The following is a 16,048-nucleotide window of genomic DNA, read 5'->3' as shown; positions in this document are numbered from 1 at the left end:
AGGCGCTATTTCAATTCGATATAGGGCAGCAGCTTGTCGTAAGTAGCCTCATCGATAATGCGGATCTTGCGCAGGTCGGCGGGCTGCTGGAAGGGGCCGTGTTGTTGGCGGTAGGCTACCAGTACGCGGGCTAGCCGCTTGCCCAGGTACGGATGCGCCTGGAGCACTTCGAAGGACGCCGTGTTCACCGCCAGCCGGGACAGGTTGAAGCCGGGAGCCACGAAGGTGTATTTGCGCAGGCTGTCGATGAGGTCGGGGGCGTCGCGAAAAGCGAAAATCTCGGCCAGCTGGTCTTCCTGCCGGAAGCCACCCAACCGCTGGCCGTACTCCACCACCCGCCGCGCATACCCGCGCCCGATGCCCCGAATCTGCATCAGCTGGGTGGTATCGGCCGCATTCAAGTCGAATGCCGTTAGGTTGCGCGGCTTCGCCACGAAGCCGGGCTTGCTTTCGAAGGGTCGGCGCTCGGGAAACTTGTTGTTTTTGGCGAAAGTGCGCTGCTCGCGGGGCGGGAGCTGCTCGGGTAGCTGGATATAGGGCGCGAGGCGGGCATACGTAGTGTCGGAGAGGCCGTAAGCTTTGCGCAGCTGTTCCTTGGCCCGAAAGCCGCCCACCACCGTGCGGTATTTCACCAGCCGCTCGGCTAGCCAGGCGGGCAGCCCCCGCGCCTGCCAGTCGCGGGCCGAAAAGGTGTTGGGGTCGAAGGGGGCCAGCGGCACCTGGGGCACCCGCTCGCGGGGCGGGCGGCGGGGGTAGCGGCTGGAGTAGCGGTTTTCAAAATCGGGCCGGACGGTGCGGCGGGCGGCCAGCTGGGCGGCCCAGGCATCGAGGCGGCGTTGGTCGGGGGCCGGGTCGTAGGCGGGTAGGGCAGGGCGCAGCAAGGCGGGCAGGGCCAACAGCAGCCCCAGCAGTGCCAGCAGCACCACGAGGCCCGAGGTTTCGCGCCGCGAAAAACCAAAGTAGCGCCTCACTGCCCGGCGCAGGCCTGCCAGCGGCCCGGCCACGCTCCCACGGTTCCGGCGGGCAGGTGGCGTAGCGGGCGGTTGGGGCCGGGGGGCGGCAGAAGGCATAACGGATAAGGCTTAGTAGAGTATAAAGCCCTCAGTTTAGCCGATATTCCGCACAAAATCAATAGAGCCAGGCGCTACTGCCCGCTACGCATGCCCCCAAAGCTTATTCGCGCATTTTCACTTCCACTTCGTAGCGGTAGCGGGGCGGCCCACCGAGCGGAATGGCGAAGAAGGGCAGGGCCACATCATACTGGTCGGTGACGTAGAAAACAAGGTCGTTGGAGGTTTTGGAAAGGGTCGTGAGCTGGAAGTCGAGTGAGAGACCGTGCTCTTTGGCTACTACGGGATGGGTGCTGGCGGCCCAGACATTGTCGCCGCTTATAGTGGCCGGATGCCCGTTTTTGGCCACACTGAAAATCTTCATTTTGAGGCCCCCATCCAGGTCGAAATTGCTCTGCCGGATGCTCACCACCCGGTCGTTGACGAAGGGGTAGAGGTGGGTTTTGGCCCCGACAACCGATGAAAGCCGAAACGAGTACTCATAGGTAAAGGCATTGCCGCCTTCTACCGGGATGTTTTCGGTGGGGGAGGAGCTCAGAAAGTAGCGGTACAGGTTGCCGTCGTCGCCACGCAGGCCCTGGGCAATCAGCTTGAACACGTAGCCTTCAAACTCGGGCGTCAGCTCGCCTTCGAGCGGGTTGAGGGGGCCAAAGGTGTACCAGCAGTTGTCGTAGGTAGGCTCGGCCCCGAAGGCTTTCTGGGCCAGCAGGGTGCCGGCGCGGTACTGGCCTTTGGGGCTGGTAGCGCGGGCATCGGGGGCCGAGTGGGCGTTGGCGCCGCCGTACAGGCTGAAATTGGTCGTCGTGTTCCAGCCACCCTTCAGCTCGTCGTGGCGGCCGCCGCAGTCGGGGTCGAACACGCGGATATACACCGGCTGGCGGCGCTCTTTAGGCACCAGAAAAAAGAATGTCTGGCTGAAGTCATCGTCGCCCCAGCTGGGGTTGGCTTGGGGGCCGAACGTAATCAGGAAGGGAATATTCTCGCCGGGGTTAGGCGCAGCCTGGGCCGAGGCCGGGCCTGCCGGCAGCAGTAGTGCCCCCAGCAGCGGCAGAATAAGCAAAACGAAGCGCGGAAAGAGCAAAAGCATAGTTCGAAAGTAGCGCCCGCCCGGCAATTTCCTGGCAATTGGGGCCTAAATTGGCCGGTTGTCGTTGCCGAACCGGCTGGCTTCGCGTATCATTACGGCACAAACCCGCCCACCGCTGCCTGTTGCCATGTCTGCTTATCCTACTGCTACGACCGAATTTCTGGACGCCCTGACCGCTGATGTAGAGCGGGTGCGCGAGGTGGCCAACCGCCGTTTCCGCACGCTGGGTAGCGAGCAGCTCAACCGGGGCCCGGGGCCAGGCCGCTGGAGCGTGGGCCAGTGCCTGGAGCACCTCAATCTGATTGGCGGCCTGTATCTGCCGGTTATCAGCCGTAAAATTCAGGCGGCCCAGCAGCGCGGCACCCGCCCGGCCACCACCGTGAAGCACGGCTACTTCGGCCAGAAGCTGACGGCCGCTATGCGCGTGCCAGCCACAGAGAAGCCCCTGAAGTCGCCGCAGCAGTATGCGCCCAGCGGCTCGCGGCTGCCGGGTACGGTAGTGGAGGTGTTCACCCGCCAGCTCGACGAGCTGAGCAACCTGCTCAGCCAGGCGCGTCGCATCAACATGAACGCCATTCGGATTGCCAACCCGGTAATCCCGCTGCTGCTGCCGCCCCTGCCCGACGTGTTCGAATTACTGGTGGAGCACCTCAAGCGCCACCTGCTGCAGGCCGAGCGCGTGCTCGACGGCCTGACAGGTAGCGAATGAAGCAGGAAGAGGCAGACTAGGGCGGCGGCTATGGATGTAGGGGAACTCCGGTAGGATTAACGCGCGGCAGGCGTGTTGCTTCACGCCCTTATTTCCGGGCCGTATGGAATCCGGCGGCGGTGGGCATCAAGGGTGTATCTGAACACGCATTCCCTTTTCAGTCTTCCTATGCGCCCTTTCCTGCTTAGCCTGTTGGCCCTGCTGATGCTGCTGACTCCCGGTTCTTCCCAAACCAGCCGTGCTGACCGGCCCGACAATGGACCGAACTCCGCCACTTGGCTGAAAATCGACCAGCTGCTGGTCAAGGGCCAGACGGCCTCGGCCGCTAAGCTGCTGGAGCCGCTCTATCAGCAGGCTCGCCGCCGGCCCCAGGCTGCGCCCGAGTACGTGCGTACGCTGCTGTACAAGCTGCGGCTGCTCGAAAACAAGGAGGAAGAAGCCGATGTGAAGGGCATTGCACTGCTCGAAGCCGATGTAAAAACGGCGCAGTTTCCGGCCCGGCCGGTACTGCACAGTCTGCTGGCCCAGCTCTACGGCCGCTACTACGACCAGCACCGCTACCAGCTGTACGGCCGCACCAACGTTGCCGCCCGCCCCGACACGGCCGACCAGAGCCGCGCCGACCTGCGCACCTGGGATGCCGCCCGCCTAGCCGCGGCGGTAGTACGCCACTACCAGGCCTCGGTGACCGACGAGCCTCGGCGCCAGCAGCAGCTACAATTGGCCGACCTGGGCTACCTGAGCCGCGGCGCCGATGCCGCCGGTCGCGCCCGCCGCCCCACGCTATTCGATTTGCTGGCCTTCCGGGCCGTGGAGGCGTTGGGCAACGATGAGCTGTACATCACGAAACCTGCCCAGCAGTTCCGCCTGACCGACCCCAAGTTGTTTGGCCCTGCTGCCGGGTTTGCCCGCCTGAAGCTGGAAGCCCCGGCTGCCGACTCGCTCAATGGCCAGTTCCACGCGCTGCAGGTGTTGCAGCAGCTGCTGGCTTTCCGCCTCCAGAACGCCGCTGCCCAACCCGAGGCCTTGGCCGATGCCGATTTGCAGCGCCTGGAATTCGTGCAGCAACACGCCACGCTGGAAAATAAGACCGAGCTATACCGCGCCGCCCTGCGCCGGGCCGCCGAAGCCTACCGGGCCACGCCGGTGGCCGCCGAGTTTGGGGCCGCCGAAGCTGCCAGCTGGGAAGAAGACGAGCCCGCCAAAGCCCACGCGCTGGCCCTAGTGGTAGAAAAGCAGTACCCGAAGTCGCGCGGAGCCAGGCAGGCTGCGGCCCTGCGCCAACAGCTGGAGCGCGTGGAAGTAGGCTTTACAACGGAAGACGTGCTGCTGCCCGGTCAGCCCTGGCTGCTGCAGCTGACGGTGCGCAACGCCCCGCGCCTGTACGCCACGGCCTACCGAATCAGCCACGCCCAGCAGCTGCGGCAACTGGAGCGGCCAGAGCTGTATCAAAATAAAACGCTGCAGCAGCGCTATGCCCGCGCTCTGGCCGCGTTACCCGCCGCTACTTGGACGTTGGACGTCCCCGGCCCGGCCGATTTTCGCAGCCATACCGTGCAGCAGGCCGGTCCGGCTCTGCCGCTGGGCTACTACCTTATTGTGCTCAGTACGGCACCCAACAGCCCCGCCAAGGAGCAGCCCGGCACCGTTACGGCTTATAGCGAGGTGCCGGTGAGCGAACTGAGCTACCTGCGCCGCAGCGCCGCCGACAACGATGGTCCCGAACTGCTGGTGCTGCACCGGCAGTCGGGCGCGCCGCTGGCGGGGGTACAAGTGTTGGCTTTTGCGCAGAAGTACAATCAGTTTGATAAGGTTCGTGGCGCAACCAACTACGTGCGCCAAGCCCCGCAAACCACTGATGCAAAAGGCAAGGTGAGCCCCGTAGTCGGGAAATTACCCGGCGACGTTACACAAATCAGGTCGTTACTATTCTCACAGGGCGCCGATTCGTTGCTGATAAACGACTACCTGAACCATTTCTCCCTCCCGCGCAATGAATCTCTTGAACGCGCCCAGCGCCGCACTTTTCTCTACACCGACCGCGCCATTTACCGGCCCGGCCAGACGCTGTATTTCAAGGGTATTCTGACCGAAACGCGGGCCGCAAAAGCTACGCTACTAACTAACACGCCGGTTTCGGTGCGGCTAATGGACGTGAACGGCCAGACCGTACAGACGTTGCCCTTCACGACCAGTGAGTTTGGTTCCTTTCACGGCTCGGTGCTGCTGCCTACCAGCCTGCTCAATGGGCAGATGCAGCTAGTTACCAACGACGGCCGCGTCTCCTTTTCTGTCGAAGACTACAAGCGGCCCACGTTCCAGATAACGCTGGCGCCGGTGCAGGGTACGCCCGTGCTGGGCCAGCTCGTAACGGTGCGCGGCACGGCAACCGCCTACGCCGGCCAGCCCGTTGATGGGGCCACCGTGCAGTACCGGGTGGTGCGGCGCACGTTTTGGCCTTACTTCGGGCGTGGCTACTATGGTGGCGGGGGAAACCCAGAGCAGGAAATTGCCAGCGGCACAGCCCGTACCGATTCGGCCGGCGGCTTTAGCGTAACCTTCGTGGCCCAGCCCGGCGAAGTAAGCACCGGCGGCCGGCGGGGGCCTGGGGGACCGGGCTACGTGTTCGAAGTAACGGCCGACGTAACTGACGCGGCCGGCGAAACCCGTAGCGGTCAGCAACGCGTCAGTCTCGGTACTGAGGCGCTGGTGCTGCGCCTGCAAGTGCCCGCGCTGCTCAGCCGCGCCGAACTGCCCACCCAGGCGCAGCTGCAGCTACTAACGACTAACGCAACCGGCGAGGCCCTGCCAGTTACCGGCGAGTTGCGCCTTTACCGCCTCACGCCGCCCGCTACCGCCTTCCGGCCCCGGCCCTGGCAGCGGCCCGAGCGTGAGGCTCTGAGCCGCGAGGAGTTTCGCCAGCAATTTCCGCTCGATGCCTACGGTCAGCAGGACAACGACAGCACCTGGACCCGTACGCTGGTTGCCACGCTGAAATTCGATACCGAAAAAACGCCCCAACTGCCCGAGTTGGCCGTCCAGCTGGCCCGTCAGCAACCCGGCCGCTACCTGCTCGAAGCCACTACCGCACCAGCCAAATCCGGCCAGCCAGCGCCGAAGGCCGAACAGTTCTTCACCCTTTTCGACCCCGCCGCACGCCAGTTGCCGGTGCCCGCTACCGATTGGTTTGTGGCCCTGCAGGACAGCATCCGGCCCGGTGGCGTGGCGCGCTTCCTGGTGGGCAGCTCGCTGGCCGATGCCCGCGTGCTGCTGGCCGCCGAAGCCAATGGCCAGCCGCTACGTTCGGAGTGGCTAACGTTGCGCGCCGGGGAGCAGCGCGTGGTGGAAGTGCCCGTGCCCGCCGCGCTGGGCGAAACGCAACTCTACGTGCACCTCACGCAGGTGCGCGACAACCGCCTCTCCACCCACATGGCCCCGGTGCAGGTGGCCGATCCGCCTGCCCCACTAGTGCTCGACATCGCCACGTTCCGCGACAAGCTGCAGCCCGGCCAGCAGGAAACCTGGCGCGTTACCATCAAGCAAACCGATGGCAAACCAGCCGATGCCGAGCTGCTGGCTACTCTCTACGACAAATCGCTCGACCTATTCCGGCCCCACGATTTCACGGCGCTGGATTTCCCCCGCCGCTACTTTCCGCCTACATTAGCCTGGCAGGGCCGATTCGCCACAACAGAAGGGCAGAAGTTACTGTCTGACCGTATTGGAATTGTATCCATATCTCCTGTCCTGTATCCCGAGCTGAACCTGTGGGTCTTCGGCTCCGGTACCAGGATGGAAGCAGTTGAGATGGTAGTAGAAACCAAAGCTTACTCAGTAGCAGACGCGGCTACCATGCGCCCTGGAGCGCCAGCGAAGGTTATGATTCGGGGTGCCCGATCAACACCAGGCATGGATATGGCTGATTCCAAGCAGCTCAACGAAGTAGTAGTGACCGGCTCCGGAGCTCCCAATTCGACCCCTCAATCCAACCTCTCGGCGGTACAGGCCCGCACCGATTTCCGCGAAACGGCCTTCTGGCTGCCCGCGCTGCGCACCAATGCCCAGGGCGAAATCGTGCTCGAATTCCAGATGCCCGAGGCCGTAACGCGCTGGCAGCTACTCACGCTGGCCCAAGACCGGCAGCTACGCACTGGCCAGTTGCGCCGCGAGCTGGTAACCCAGAAGAAGCTGCAGGTAACGGCCAACGCCCCGCGCTTCTTCCGCGAGGGCGACCAGCTTATCTTCCAAGCCAAACTCAGCAACCTCACTGATGCGGCCCTAGCCGGCACCGCCCAGCTTTTCCTGCTCGATGCCCGCACCCAGCAACCCCTCGAAGCCCGCCTGCTGCAAAGCCCCGCCCAGCTCGCCTTCAACCTCAAAGGCAACCAAAGCCAGGCCCTCAGCTGGGGCATCACCCTGCCTGAAACCGCTGAGGGCCAGCTGCCTCTGGAGGCCGTAACCTACAAGGTGGTAGCTTCCGCTCAGTTGCTAGTTGTCAGTGGTCAGTTGTCAGGCAAAGAGAAGCGCCAGCGCCGCAAGAACAAACCGACAACTGCCAACCAACAACTAGCAACCGTTGAAGATGGCGAGCAGAATACGCTGCCGGTTCTGCCCAACCGGTTGCTGGTAACCGAGAGCCTGCCGCTGCCGATTGTGGGGCCGGCTACGCGTGAGTTTGAACTGAGGAAACTGACGAGCACTACGTCGGCGACCCGGCGCAACTACTCGCTCACGCTGGAAATGACGCCCAACCCGGCCTGGTACGCCGTGCAGGCGCTGCCTTACCTGATGGAGTATCCCTACGAGTGCTCCGAGCAGGTGTTCAGCCGCCTCTACGCCAATCTACTGGCCGCTAAAATCCTGCAGAGCAATCCGGCGCTAAAAACCACGCTGGCCGAATGGCAGCGCGCCGCCCAGGCCGGCGACAAAGCGGCCCTGAGCAGCAAGCTGGAGCAGAACCAGGAGCTGAAAAATCTGCTGCTCCAGGAAACGCCCTGGGTGCGCGACGCCCAGAATGAAACCGAGCGCATGCGCCGCTTGGCCGAGCTCTTCGACGAGCCCCGCCTGAAAGCCGAAACCGCCCGCGCCCTGCCTAAGCTCCGCCAGCAACAGCTCCCCGACGGTTCATTCCCGTGGTTTGAGCGGATGCCCGCCGACCGCTACATCACCCAGCTCATTGTGGCTGGCTTCGGCAAGTTGCAGCGCCTGGGCGCCTTCGATGCTATGAAAGACGAGCAGGCCCGGCCGCTGCTGCAAAACGCGCTGGCCTACCTCGATGGCGAATTGCAGCAGGATTACGCCCGCCTGCGCAAGCAACCCAAGGTGGATTTGAAAGCCGACCACCTCAACGACACGCAGATTCAGGCGCTGTACGCCCGCAGCTTCTGGCCGGCTCTGGCCGTGCCGAAAGCCGCTTTGCCCGCCCAGGCCTACTACCAGCAGCAGGCCGCCACCTACTGGCCCGGCCGCACCCGCTACCTGCAGGCCCAAACGGCCCTAGCCCTGTACCGCGCCAAAGCGCAATCCGTCGCCGTAGACCAAATTATGACTGCGCTCAGCGAAAATGCCCTGCACAACGACGAGCTGGGTATGTACTGGAAAGACGTGCGCCCCGGCTACTACTGGCGCGAGGCCCCCACCGAAACCCAGGCCACGCTCATCGAAGCCTACGACGAAATCAAAAACGACCAGAAATCGGTGGATGAGATGAAGCTCTGGCTGCTCAAACAGAAGCAGGTGCAGAACTGGCCCAGCACCCGCGCCACCGCCGACGCCTGCTACGCCCTGCTGCTGCGCGGCTCCGACTGGCTGAAACCCGCCACCGAGCCCCTCACGGTAGTGGTAGGTGGGCAGCCTGCCCAACCCACCAGCCAGCAGGCCGGCACCGGCTACTATAAAATTGCCTGGCCGGCCGCCGACATTACGCCAGCCCAGGGCCGGGTAACGGTGCGCAAGCCCGATGCCGGCGTGGCCTGGGGGGCGCTGTACTGGCAGTATTTCGAGCAGCTCGATAAAATTACGCCCGCCGCCACTGGCCTGCAGCTGGAGCGCCGCCTTTACCGCGAGCAGCGTACCGCCGCCGGCCCGGTACTGGACCCCCTCACGCCCGCCAGCCCGCTGCGCGTGGGCGATGTGCTGGTGGTGCGCCTGGTGTTGCGTGCCGACCGCGACCTGGAGTACGTGCACCTCAAGGACCAGCGCGCCGCCGGCCTGGAGCTCATCGGCCAGACCAGCGGCTACCGCTACCAGGGCGGCCTAGGCTACTACGAGAGTCCCCGCGACGCGGCTGCCAACTTTTTTATCAGCTATTTCCCCAAGGGCACCCACACCTTCGAGTACCGCCTGCGGGCGGCGCAGGCGGGCAATTTTAGTGGTGGCCTCTCGCAGTTGCAGTGCCTCTATGCCCCCGAGTTCACCACCCACTCGGCCGGCACGCGGGTAAGCATTGCGGAGCAGAAATAGCGTGGGCCGAAAGTATTGTCGGGAGTGTTGCTGGCAGCCGGCGAGGCTTCCGACAGTGGGCTGTTGCAATGGCCGACAGGGTATTGCCTTGGATTGTTTTTTCGCCACTCACAGTCTTATAGGCTTGATTATGACCTAAATTCAAGGATTGTGGTTGAGTTTAGCGACCTGACGGCGTACCTTTGCCCCTCGTTTACTGAAGGAAAGAAAGGAAAAATCGATGCGTAAATTACTTGTGCTACTCTCCGCGCTGCTACTCGGCAGCGCCCCCGCCTGGGCCCAGGACGACGCCAAAGCCGCCGCCATCATTACGCCCACCAGCCTGCCTGGCGAAGAAGAATTGTCGGCCCAGGAGCGTGCCGAGCGCGATTTTCTGATGCCCACCCGCCGCAAGCGCGCCGCCGCCATCGAAGCGGTGGAAGAAAAGGCCCGCGCCGCCGAAGCCGCCATTGAGGCCACCGCCAAAGCTGCCCGCCTGGCCGCCCAGGTGGAAGCCGAAAAGAATGCCCCCCCGGTACCGGTACCTGCGCCTACTGAAGAGCGCAAAAAAGGTGTCAAGCACAAAACCGGCCGTCGCTAAACCCAATTTAGCTTCTACCAAAACCAACGCGCCGCCCGGCTATTGCCGGGCGGCGCGTTGCGTCTAAAGCAGATGAACAGCTCCGGATTACTCGGTGGGCGGCTCTGAAAAAGCGGGCGTTTCGTCTTCGGCCGGCTCTTCGGGTAGCGTGGGGGCACGGCCGTATCGGGGCGTGCGGGGAGTGGCCTGCTCCCCGGCCCGACCCAAAAACCAGCCGTAGCCCAGTTGCAAGGCCACGCGCGAGCCCCGGTCACGCAACACAAATCCGCCTTCCTGGGGCATGCCATTAGCGTCCAGGTAAGTTAGCCGTTGGGTGCTCATCTCCAGCAGCGGCCGCAGTCCCTGCGCGTAATCCAGACTCAAAAGTAGGTTGTGGTTGGGCGTAAGGGCATAGCGCAACCGAACCCCGCCGTTCAGCAGCCAAGTGTTGCGGTGCAGCTGGTGGCTGGTATACACGACCAGCGGCCGGCCTAGCATGGGCTGCCGCTGGCCCGGATAAAACTCGTGCAGCCGGTCGGGCCGGTACGAGCGGGTTAGCCAGGCCACCGCGGCTCCCAAGGTAGCGTCGAGGCTGAGGCGGGAGCCGAAGGTGAGCAGGTTGGGGCGGCGCAGAGCCAGGCCGGTTTGTAACAGCGGCCCCAGTCCAATGCTGGTGCTACTTCTATCGTATCGGTGCCGATACCGGATACCCGGTTGCAGCTCGGTAAGCCCCAGCATAGTTTCCAGTGACCACTGCGGGGCGAGCGGCCAGGCCAGCCGCAACTCGCCCATTGGCCAGAGGTATCTATGGGCCCGGAAGCCGGAAGGGGTGCCGGCCGCGCGTTGCATGGTCATCAGCGAGTAAGTCGGTCCGACACACAGGCTTAGTTGGGGCCGTGGTTGGGCCAAGGCATCTGCCAGCGGCAACAGCCCAACCAGCAGGCCGCCTGCTATTCGGTAAAGATAAAAACCCATTGGCTGCGGCAGTAATGGCGGCAAGAAAGTAGGTCCGGTATCGGACGTCCGTTCATAACGATTCCCCCGCTCCAGCAGTGTGGTATCCCCAAACAAAAAAAGCCGACCTCTGGGCCGGCTTTTCATTAGTATATCAACTGCTTACGATTCCTGGGGCATCAGGCGCACCACCAAGCCATCGATACGCGGGTTAAGGCGAATCTGGCACGAAAGGCGGCTGCCTTGGGTCATGATGGGCAGGCTTTCGAGCATGGCCAACTCGTCGTCGGAGGGCTCGGGCAGCTCGGGGCCGGCCAGCACTTCTACGTGGCAGGTGCCGCACAGCGCCATGCCGCCGCAGGTGGCCTGAATGTCGTAGCCGTCGGCCTTCATGATTTCCATTAGGCTCAGCCCCATATCGGTGGGGCCCACAATTTCGCGGCGGTGGCCAGGAGCTTCCTCCACGTACACCCGTACTTCGTCGGTCATTTTATTCAGCTGATAACTGCTAGCTACTAGCTGTTAGCTTCGACCTGAAAAAACATCAGGCTACTAGCTAACAACTCTTAGCCAACAGCCAATTATAGAGTAGGTACCCCGTTCACCGTAGTGTACTTGAGGGTGTATTTTTTGTCGGGGTAAATGTACTTGAAGGCGCCCTGGCACATGAGGGCAGCCTCGTGGAAGCCGCACAAAATCAACTTGAGCTTGCCGGGGTAGGTATTAATGTCGCCGATGGCGAAGATGCCGGGCACGGAAGTCGAGTAATCAACGGTGTTCACTTCCACCGCATTGTCGTCGATACCCAAACCCCACTCGCCAATCGGGCCCAGCTTAGGCGTGAGGCCGAAAAGTGGAATGAACGAGTCAATTTCGATCTGCTTAGCCTCGCCGCCGTTGGCCGTAATAGTGACGGCGTTTAGGCGGCCGTTGCCGTGCACGTGCGTTACGTTGCTGCTAAGCACCAGATTCACCTTGCCGGCCTCGTGGAGCTTCTGCACCTTCTCAGCCGAGTCGGCGGCCCCGCGGAAAGTGGTGCCGCGGTGTACCAGCGTAACCTCTTTCGCGATGTTGGCCAGGAAAATCGTCCAGTCAAGGGCCGAGTCGCCGCCGCCGGCAATTACCAGGCGCTGGTCGCGGAAGGCTTCGGGGTCGCGCACCATGTAGTGTACGCCCTTACCGTTTTCGAAGGTAGTCAGGTCCTCGATGGCGGGCTTGCGGGGCTCAAACGAGCCCAGGCCGCCGGCAATGGCCACGGCCTTGCAGTTGATCTGGGTGCCGTCGGTGGTCACGAGCTCAAACGAGCCGTCGTCAAGCTTACGGAACTCCTCCACCCGCTCACCGAGCGTGAACGTGGGGTGGAAAGGCTCAATCTGGCGCATTAAGTTGGTGACCAGGTCGCCGGCCAGAATTTCGGGGAAGCCCGGAATATCATAAATCGGCTTCTTCGGGTAGATTTCCGACAGCTGCCCGCCCACTTGGGGCAGAGCATCGACTACGTGGCAGCGTAGCTTCAGCAGCCCGGCCTCGAATACAGCAAACAGCCCCACTGGGCCAGCCCCGATAATGCAGATATCAGTGGAAATGGAATTGGTCATGTACAAGCAACGAAAAACGGAACATCCGACCCGTGGGGGCCGCTTGCTTAACAACCAAACTGGCCAAATCGTTGGCTAAAAAGCCAAAGCATAGTTGGCACCGGGCGCTACGCGGCCGCAAAGATAGGCAGCCTGCTGCCCAAACCAGCCAGCACCTGCCAGACGGTCTGATTTTGGCAGGTCGTAACCCTGGAAAGAATACCGCTTGCAGGGCAAGCTCGACCGCAACGGCAAGGCCGGAATCTGCGTTGTTTGGAGCGGTCTGGGCCGCAGAAAATGCCCCACCACCTGTCTGCTTCCCAACCCAATCTCTTCGCTTATGGAGCTCTCTGACTTATTTGTGCCCACCGCTGCCCGCATCGACATGGTGTCGATGCTGACCTACTTTTTTCTGCTGGCCTCGATGTACGCCTTTCTGGGCAACTTCCTGTTCTCTATCATCTCCAATGGCCTCACGGTGCCCGAGCACCGTCTCACCCGCACCATGGGGGCCGTCGTGGCGGGCATTGCGGCGCTCTCCTACTATTTCATTCAGAACTATTACCAGCACATGCTAACCGACCTGGCCCGCCTGGGTACACTGGCCGAGCAGCAGGATTTGATCCGAACCAGCTACAACGCTATCGGTCAGTATCGCTATATCAGCTGGTCGATTACCACGCCCATTATGCTACTAACCATGGTGCTGCTGCTACGGATAGACCCCATGCAGGCCAAAGGCTCAATAGTAGCCCTGCTGCTAGCCGACTTTCTGATGGTGCTTACCGGCTATATCGGCGAGCAGCAACTCGATGCTACGGGCCATATTGTGATGGGACCGAAACTATTTTGGGGTGCTGTATCTACGGTTGCTTACCTAGTGGTGCCCTTCGTGCTCTGGCGGCTCTGGAATCGGTTTAAAAATCAGGTTACAGCCGTGGAGCGCCGGGCTTTTAAGCTGGCGGCTATCAGTACGGTTACTACCTGGGGCGTGTACCCGGTGGGCTATGTGCTGTCAGTTTTCCCCATCAATATGAACTACGTACACATTGGCTTTTCCATTGCCGATGTAATCAATAAGGTGGGGCTGTCGGTAGCGGTGTATCTGGTGGGCAAAACTATGCTCGACGAACGGGTGCCGAAGGATGCTACCCAACCTGCCTACAACATCGGCTAACCTTGCCCGGTGTGGGTAAGCCGCATCACGATTGATGTGCATCGCGTGTACTAAACTTGCTGCTGTGCGTCGGCCGGCCACGCTGGTGATATGTACGGCGGAGAAAGTAACCCTTATGAAAAGCAAAAAGCCCCTCAGCGTAATGCCGAGGGGCTTTTTAGTGGTCGTGTAAGGAGTCGAACCTTAAACCTTCTGATTCGTAGTCAGATGCTCTATCCAGTTGAGCTACACAACCCTTTACCGTTATGCGGATGCGTTTATCCGTTTTGGTTGTGCAAAGATAGCAGCTAAAAAGCGGGCTGCGCAAACCGAGAGGCAAAAAAAGTGTGCTCCCTGCCTGCAAGCGGCTGAATGACAGTCGGATTTTTTTATTCTGATGCCTCACTTTGCTTTAAACTGCGCTTCAAAGCCCGGGTAAATACAAAGTATAGTCCGAAAGCCGATATGGCAAGTAGCACTGCCACCAGTACCTTCCCGGCCGTGCCCGTGTCGGGGTTCTGAATAAGGAGTAGCACATCCTGGGCCTTGGTGCCAAGCCAGTAGAAGAACAGCGTGCGGGGCAGCATACCGATAACCGAAGCCGTCAGGAATTGCCGCTTCGGTACGCCCATTACAGTCAGGATGAACGTAATCATGGCGAAGGGCAGTACCGGCGAGAGGCGTGTGAGCAGCACCAGCCGCCAGCTGTCGGCCCGCATTTCGCCCATTACGGCGTGGGCCTTCGGAAACTGCTCCAGCAGCCGGATAAGCTTGCCCTTGTCGAGATTGTAGGCGATAAGGTAGCCTCCGTAGGCAGCCAGCATGTAAGTCAGCAGCATCCCTGGGAAGCCCGGCCAGCCGAAGAAAAAGGCCGTGGTGAGCACCACTACCGTGGTGTGGGTGAGGGAGAGGGTCATGGTGGCGGCTACCACCACAAAGTACAGCAGCATGAGGCCCGGGCTGGGGTCGCGCAGCCAGTGCTGGTTTTCGTGCAGGGTCCAGGTCAGCACGCTGTCGCCAATAATGGGCAGCACCGTGAGCAGGACCAAGGCAGTAAGCGTGGATTTGTTCTGGTGGAACAGGGTTTTCAGAAACGACATAGTAGCAGGCAACAAAGAGTAGACCGGCGCTGTTGGCCGGTCGGTTGCTAAGAACGTAAGAATGGCTGCTACGGCCGGGTTCAAGGCTTCAGTCAGCCCAAAATGGCACTCCGGCAAAGGCTTGTACCTTTGCCGGGTAATTAAATTTTCACTTGTTACTTACGCTTTACGCATGAAATTCGGAACCAAAGCTATCCACGCCGGCGTGCATCCCGACCCCGCTACCGGGGCCATCATGACGCCTATCTACCAGACTTCTACCTACGTCCAGACCTCGCCCGGTCAGAACAAGGGCTACGAATACTCACGCACGCACAACCCCACCCGCACCCAACTGCAGGACGCCCTGGCAGCCCTCGATAACGGCAAGCAGGGACTGGCCTTCGCCTCGGGTATGGCAGCCATCGACTGCGTGATGAAGCTGCTCAAGCCCGGCGACGAGGTTATCTGCACCGATGACCTGTACGGCGGCTCTTACCGGCTCTTCACAAAGGTGTACGCGCCCTACGGCATCAACTTCCATTTCGTGCCCATGCACGACATGACGGCCGTAGAAGCCGCCGTAACCGAGCGCACGAAGCTGATTTGGGTGGAAACGCCCAGCAATCCGTTGCTCAATATTATTGATGTTGAAGCCGCCGCGGCCGTAGCTAAAAAGGCCGGCGCTTTGCTGGCCGTCGACAATACGTTCTCGACGCCTTACCTACAGAACCCGCTCGATCTGGGCGCCGACATTGTAGTGTACTCGCTCACCAAATACATGGGCGGCCACTCCGATGTAGTGATGGGCGCATTGGTGATGAACAACGAAGAGCTAGCGGATCAGCTGGCGTTCTACCAGAACTCCTGTGGCGGCACGCCCGGCCCCCAGGACTGCTTTCTGGTGCTGCGCGGCCTCAAAACCCTACACGTGCGCATGCAGCGCCACTGCGAAAACGGCCGCCAGATAGCCGAGTACCTGCAACAGCACCCGAAAGTGGGAAAGGTGTACTGGCCCGGTCTCGAAAACCACCCGAACCGCGCCGTAGCTGCCAAGCAGATGCGCGATTTTGGCGGCATGGTGTCGTTTGTACTCAAAGGTGATAAGCAGGCCGATGCCATTGCGGTGCTCGAAAAGTTCGAACTCTTCACGCTGGCCGAAAGCCTGGGCGGCGTCGAAAGCCTCTCGGGCCACCCCGCTACCATGACGCACGCCAGCATTCCGGCCGAGCAGCGCCGCAAGGCTGGTCTGTCCGACTCGCTTATCCGCCTGAGCGTGGGCATTGAGGACGCCGAAGATTTGATTGCCGATTTGAAGCAGGCCATCGGGTAAGTCAAAATCAGGGCACAAAAAAGAGCCGCTCAGCTATTAGCTGAGCGGCTCTTTTTTGTGCC

The 16,048-nt window shown here is 61.6% G+C and carries 11 protein-coding genes and 1 tRNA gene; 5 read left to right on the top strand and 7 right to left on the bottom strand.

The genetic code is table 11. The features are described 5' to 3' along the window. Positions 1-5: 5 nt before the first annotated feature. Both HW556_RS00120 and HW556_RS00115 read right to left on the bottom strand, forming a co-directional pair. A complete protein-coding gene (locus HW556_RS00120; protein ID WP_176896858.1) occupies positions 6-1,070 on the bottom strand; it encodes a ComEA family DNA-binding protein in 1,065 nt (354 codons plus the stop codon). Positions 1,071-1,173: 103 nt separating this feature from the next. Beyond that, positions 1,174-2,157: a hypothetical protein gene (locus HW556_RS00115; protein WP_176896857.1), complete on the bottom strand. Its 984-nt coding sequence runs from the start codon at positions 2,155-2,157 to the stop codon at positions 1,174-1,176. Between the two features lie 127 nt (positions 2,158-2,284). Between HW556_RS00115 and HW556_RS00110 the strand changes: the two genes are divergently transcribed. The 3 genes from HW556_RS00110 to HW556_RS00100 all read left to right on the top strand — a co-directional run bounded on the left by HW556_RS00110 (position 2,285) and on the right by HW556_RS00100 (position 9,908). Beyond that, entirely contained in the window at positions 2,285-2,866 is a 582-nt protein-coding gene (locus HW556_RS00110; RefSeq protein ID WP_176896856.1) for a DinB family protein, read from the top strand. Between the two features lie 168 nt (positions 2,867-3,034). Then, entirely contained in the window at positions 3,035-9,328 is a 6,294-nt protein-coding gene (locus HW556_RS00105; protein WP_176896855.1) for an alpha-2-macroglobulin family protein, read from the top strand. A gap of 220 nt (positions 9,329-9,548) precedes the next feature. Then, positions 9,549-9,908, top strand: coding sequence for a hypothetical protein (locus tag HW556_RS00100; RefSeq protein ID WP_176896854.1), 360 nt, complete (start codon positions 9,549-9,551; stop codon positions 9,906-9,908). 87 nt (positions 9,909-9,995) lie between these two features. Here the strand turns inward: HW556_RS00100 and HW556_RS00095 are convergent, their stop codons facing one another. From HW556_RS00095 to HW556_RS00085, 3 genes are all read right to left on the bottom strand, one after another. Next, entirely contained in the window at positions 9,996-10,862 is an 867-nt protein-coding gene (locus tag HW556_RS00095; RefSeq protein ID WP_176896853.1) for a hypothetical protein, read from the bottom strand. Between the two features lie 141 nt (positions 10,863-11,003). Continuing rightward, a complete protein-coding gene (locus HW556_RS00090; RefSeq protein WP_176896852.1) occupies positions 11,004-11,330 on the bottom strand; it encodes a 2Fe-2S iron-sulfur cluster-binding protein in 327 nt (108 codons plus the stop codon). A 92-nt stretch (positions 11,331-11,422) separates the two neighbouring features. Further along, positions 11,423-12,439 carry an NAD(P)/FAD-dependent oxidoreductase gene (locus HW556_RS00085; protein WP_176896850.1) on the bottom strand — a complete coding sequence of 339 codons (1,017 nt, stop codon included), beginning with the start codon at positions 12,437-12,439 and terminating at the stop codon, positions 11,423-11,425. 319 nt (positions 12,440-12,758) lie between these two features. Here HW556_RS00085 and HW556_RS00080 point away from each other — a divergent pair, with 319 nt between their 5' ends. Then, positions 12,759-13,595, top strand: a complete 837-nt coding sequence (locus HW556_RS00080; protein ID WP_176896849.1) for a bacteriorhodopsin — start codon at positions 12,759-12,761, stop codon at positions 13,593-13,595. 161 nt (positions 13,596-13,756) lie between these two features. Here the strand turns inward: HW556_RS00080 and HW556_RS00075 are convergent. Together HW556_RS00075 and HW556_RS00070 are read right to left on the bottom strand one after the other, a co-directional pair. Then, positions 13,757-13,830: transfer RNA gene (locus HW556_RS00075), tRNA-Arg, on the bottom strand. Positions 13,831-13,963: 133 nt separating this feature from the next. After that, entirely contained in the window at positions 13,964-14,674 is a 711-nt protein-coding gene (locus HW556_RS00070) for a TVP38/TMEM64 family protein (protein ID WP_176896843.1), read from the bottom strand. Between the two features lie 172 nt (positions 14,675-14,846). Here HW556_RS00070 and HW556_RS00065 point away from each other — a divergent pair, with 172 nt between their 5' ends. Beyond that, on the top strand, positions 14,847-15,986 hold the full coding sequence (locus HW556_RS00065) for a cystathionine gamma-synthase (RefSeq protein ID WP_176896841.1): 1,140 nt from the start codon (positions 14,847-14,849) through the stop codon (positions 15,984-15,986). Positions 15,987-16,048 lie beyond the last annotated feature (62 nt).

Origin of the sequence: Hymenobacter terrestris, from assembly GCF_013377905.1 — a bacterium.
Classification (GTDB): domain Bacteria; phylum Bacteroidota; class Bacteroidia; order Cytophagales; family Hymenobacteraceae; genus Hymenobacter; species Hymenobacter terrestris.
The sequence above is the reverse complement of the archived record's forward strand: the minus strand, read 5'-3'. Positions and strand labels throughout refer to the sequence as shown.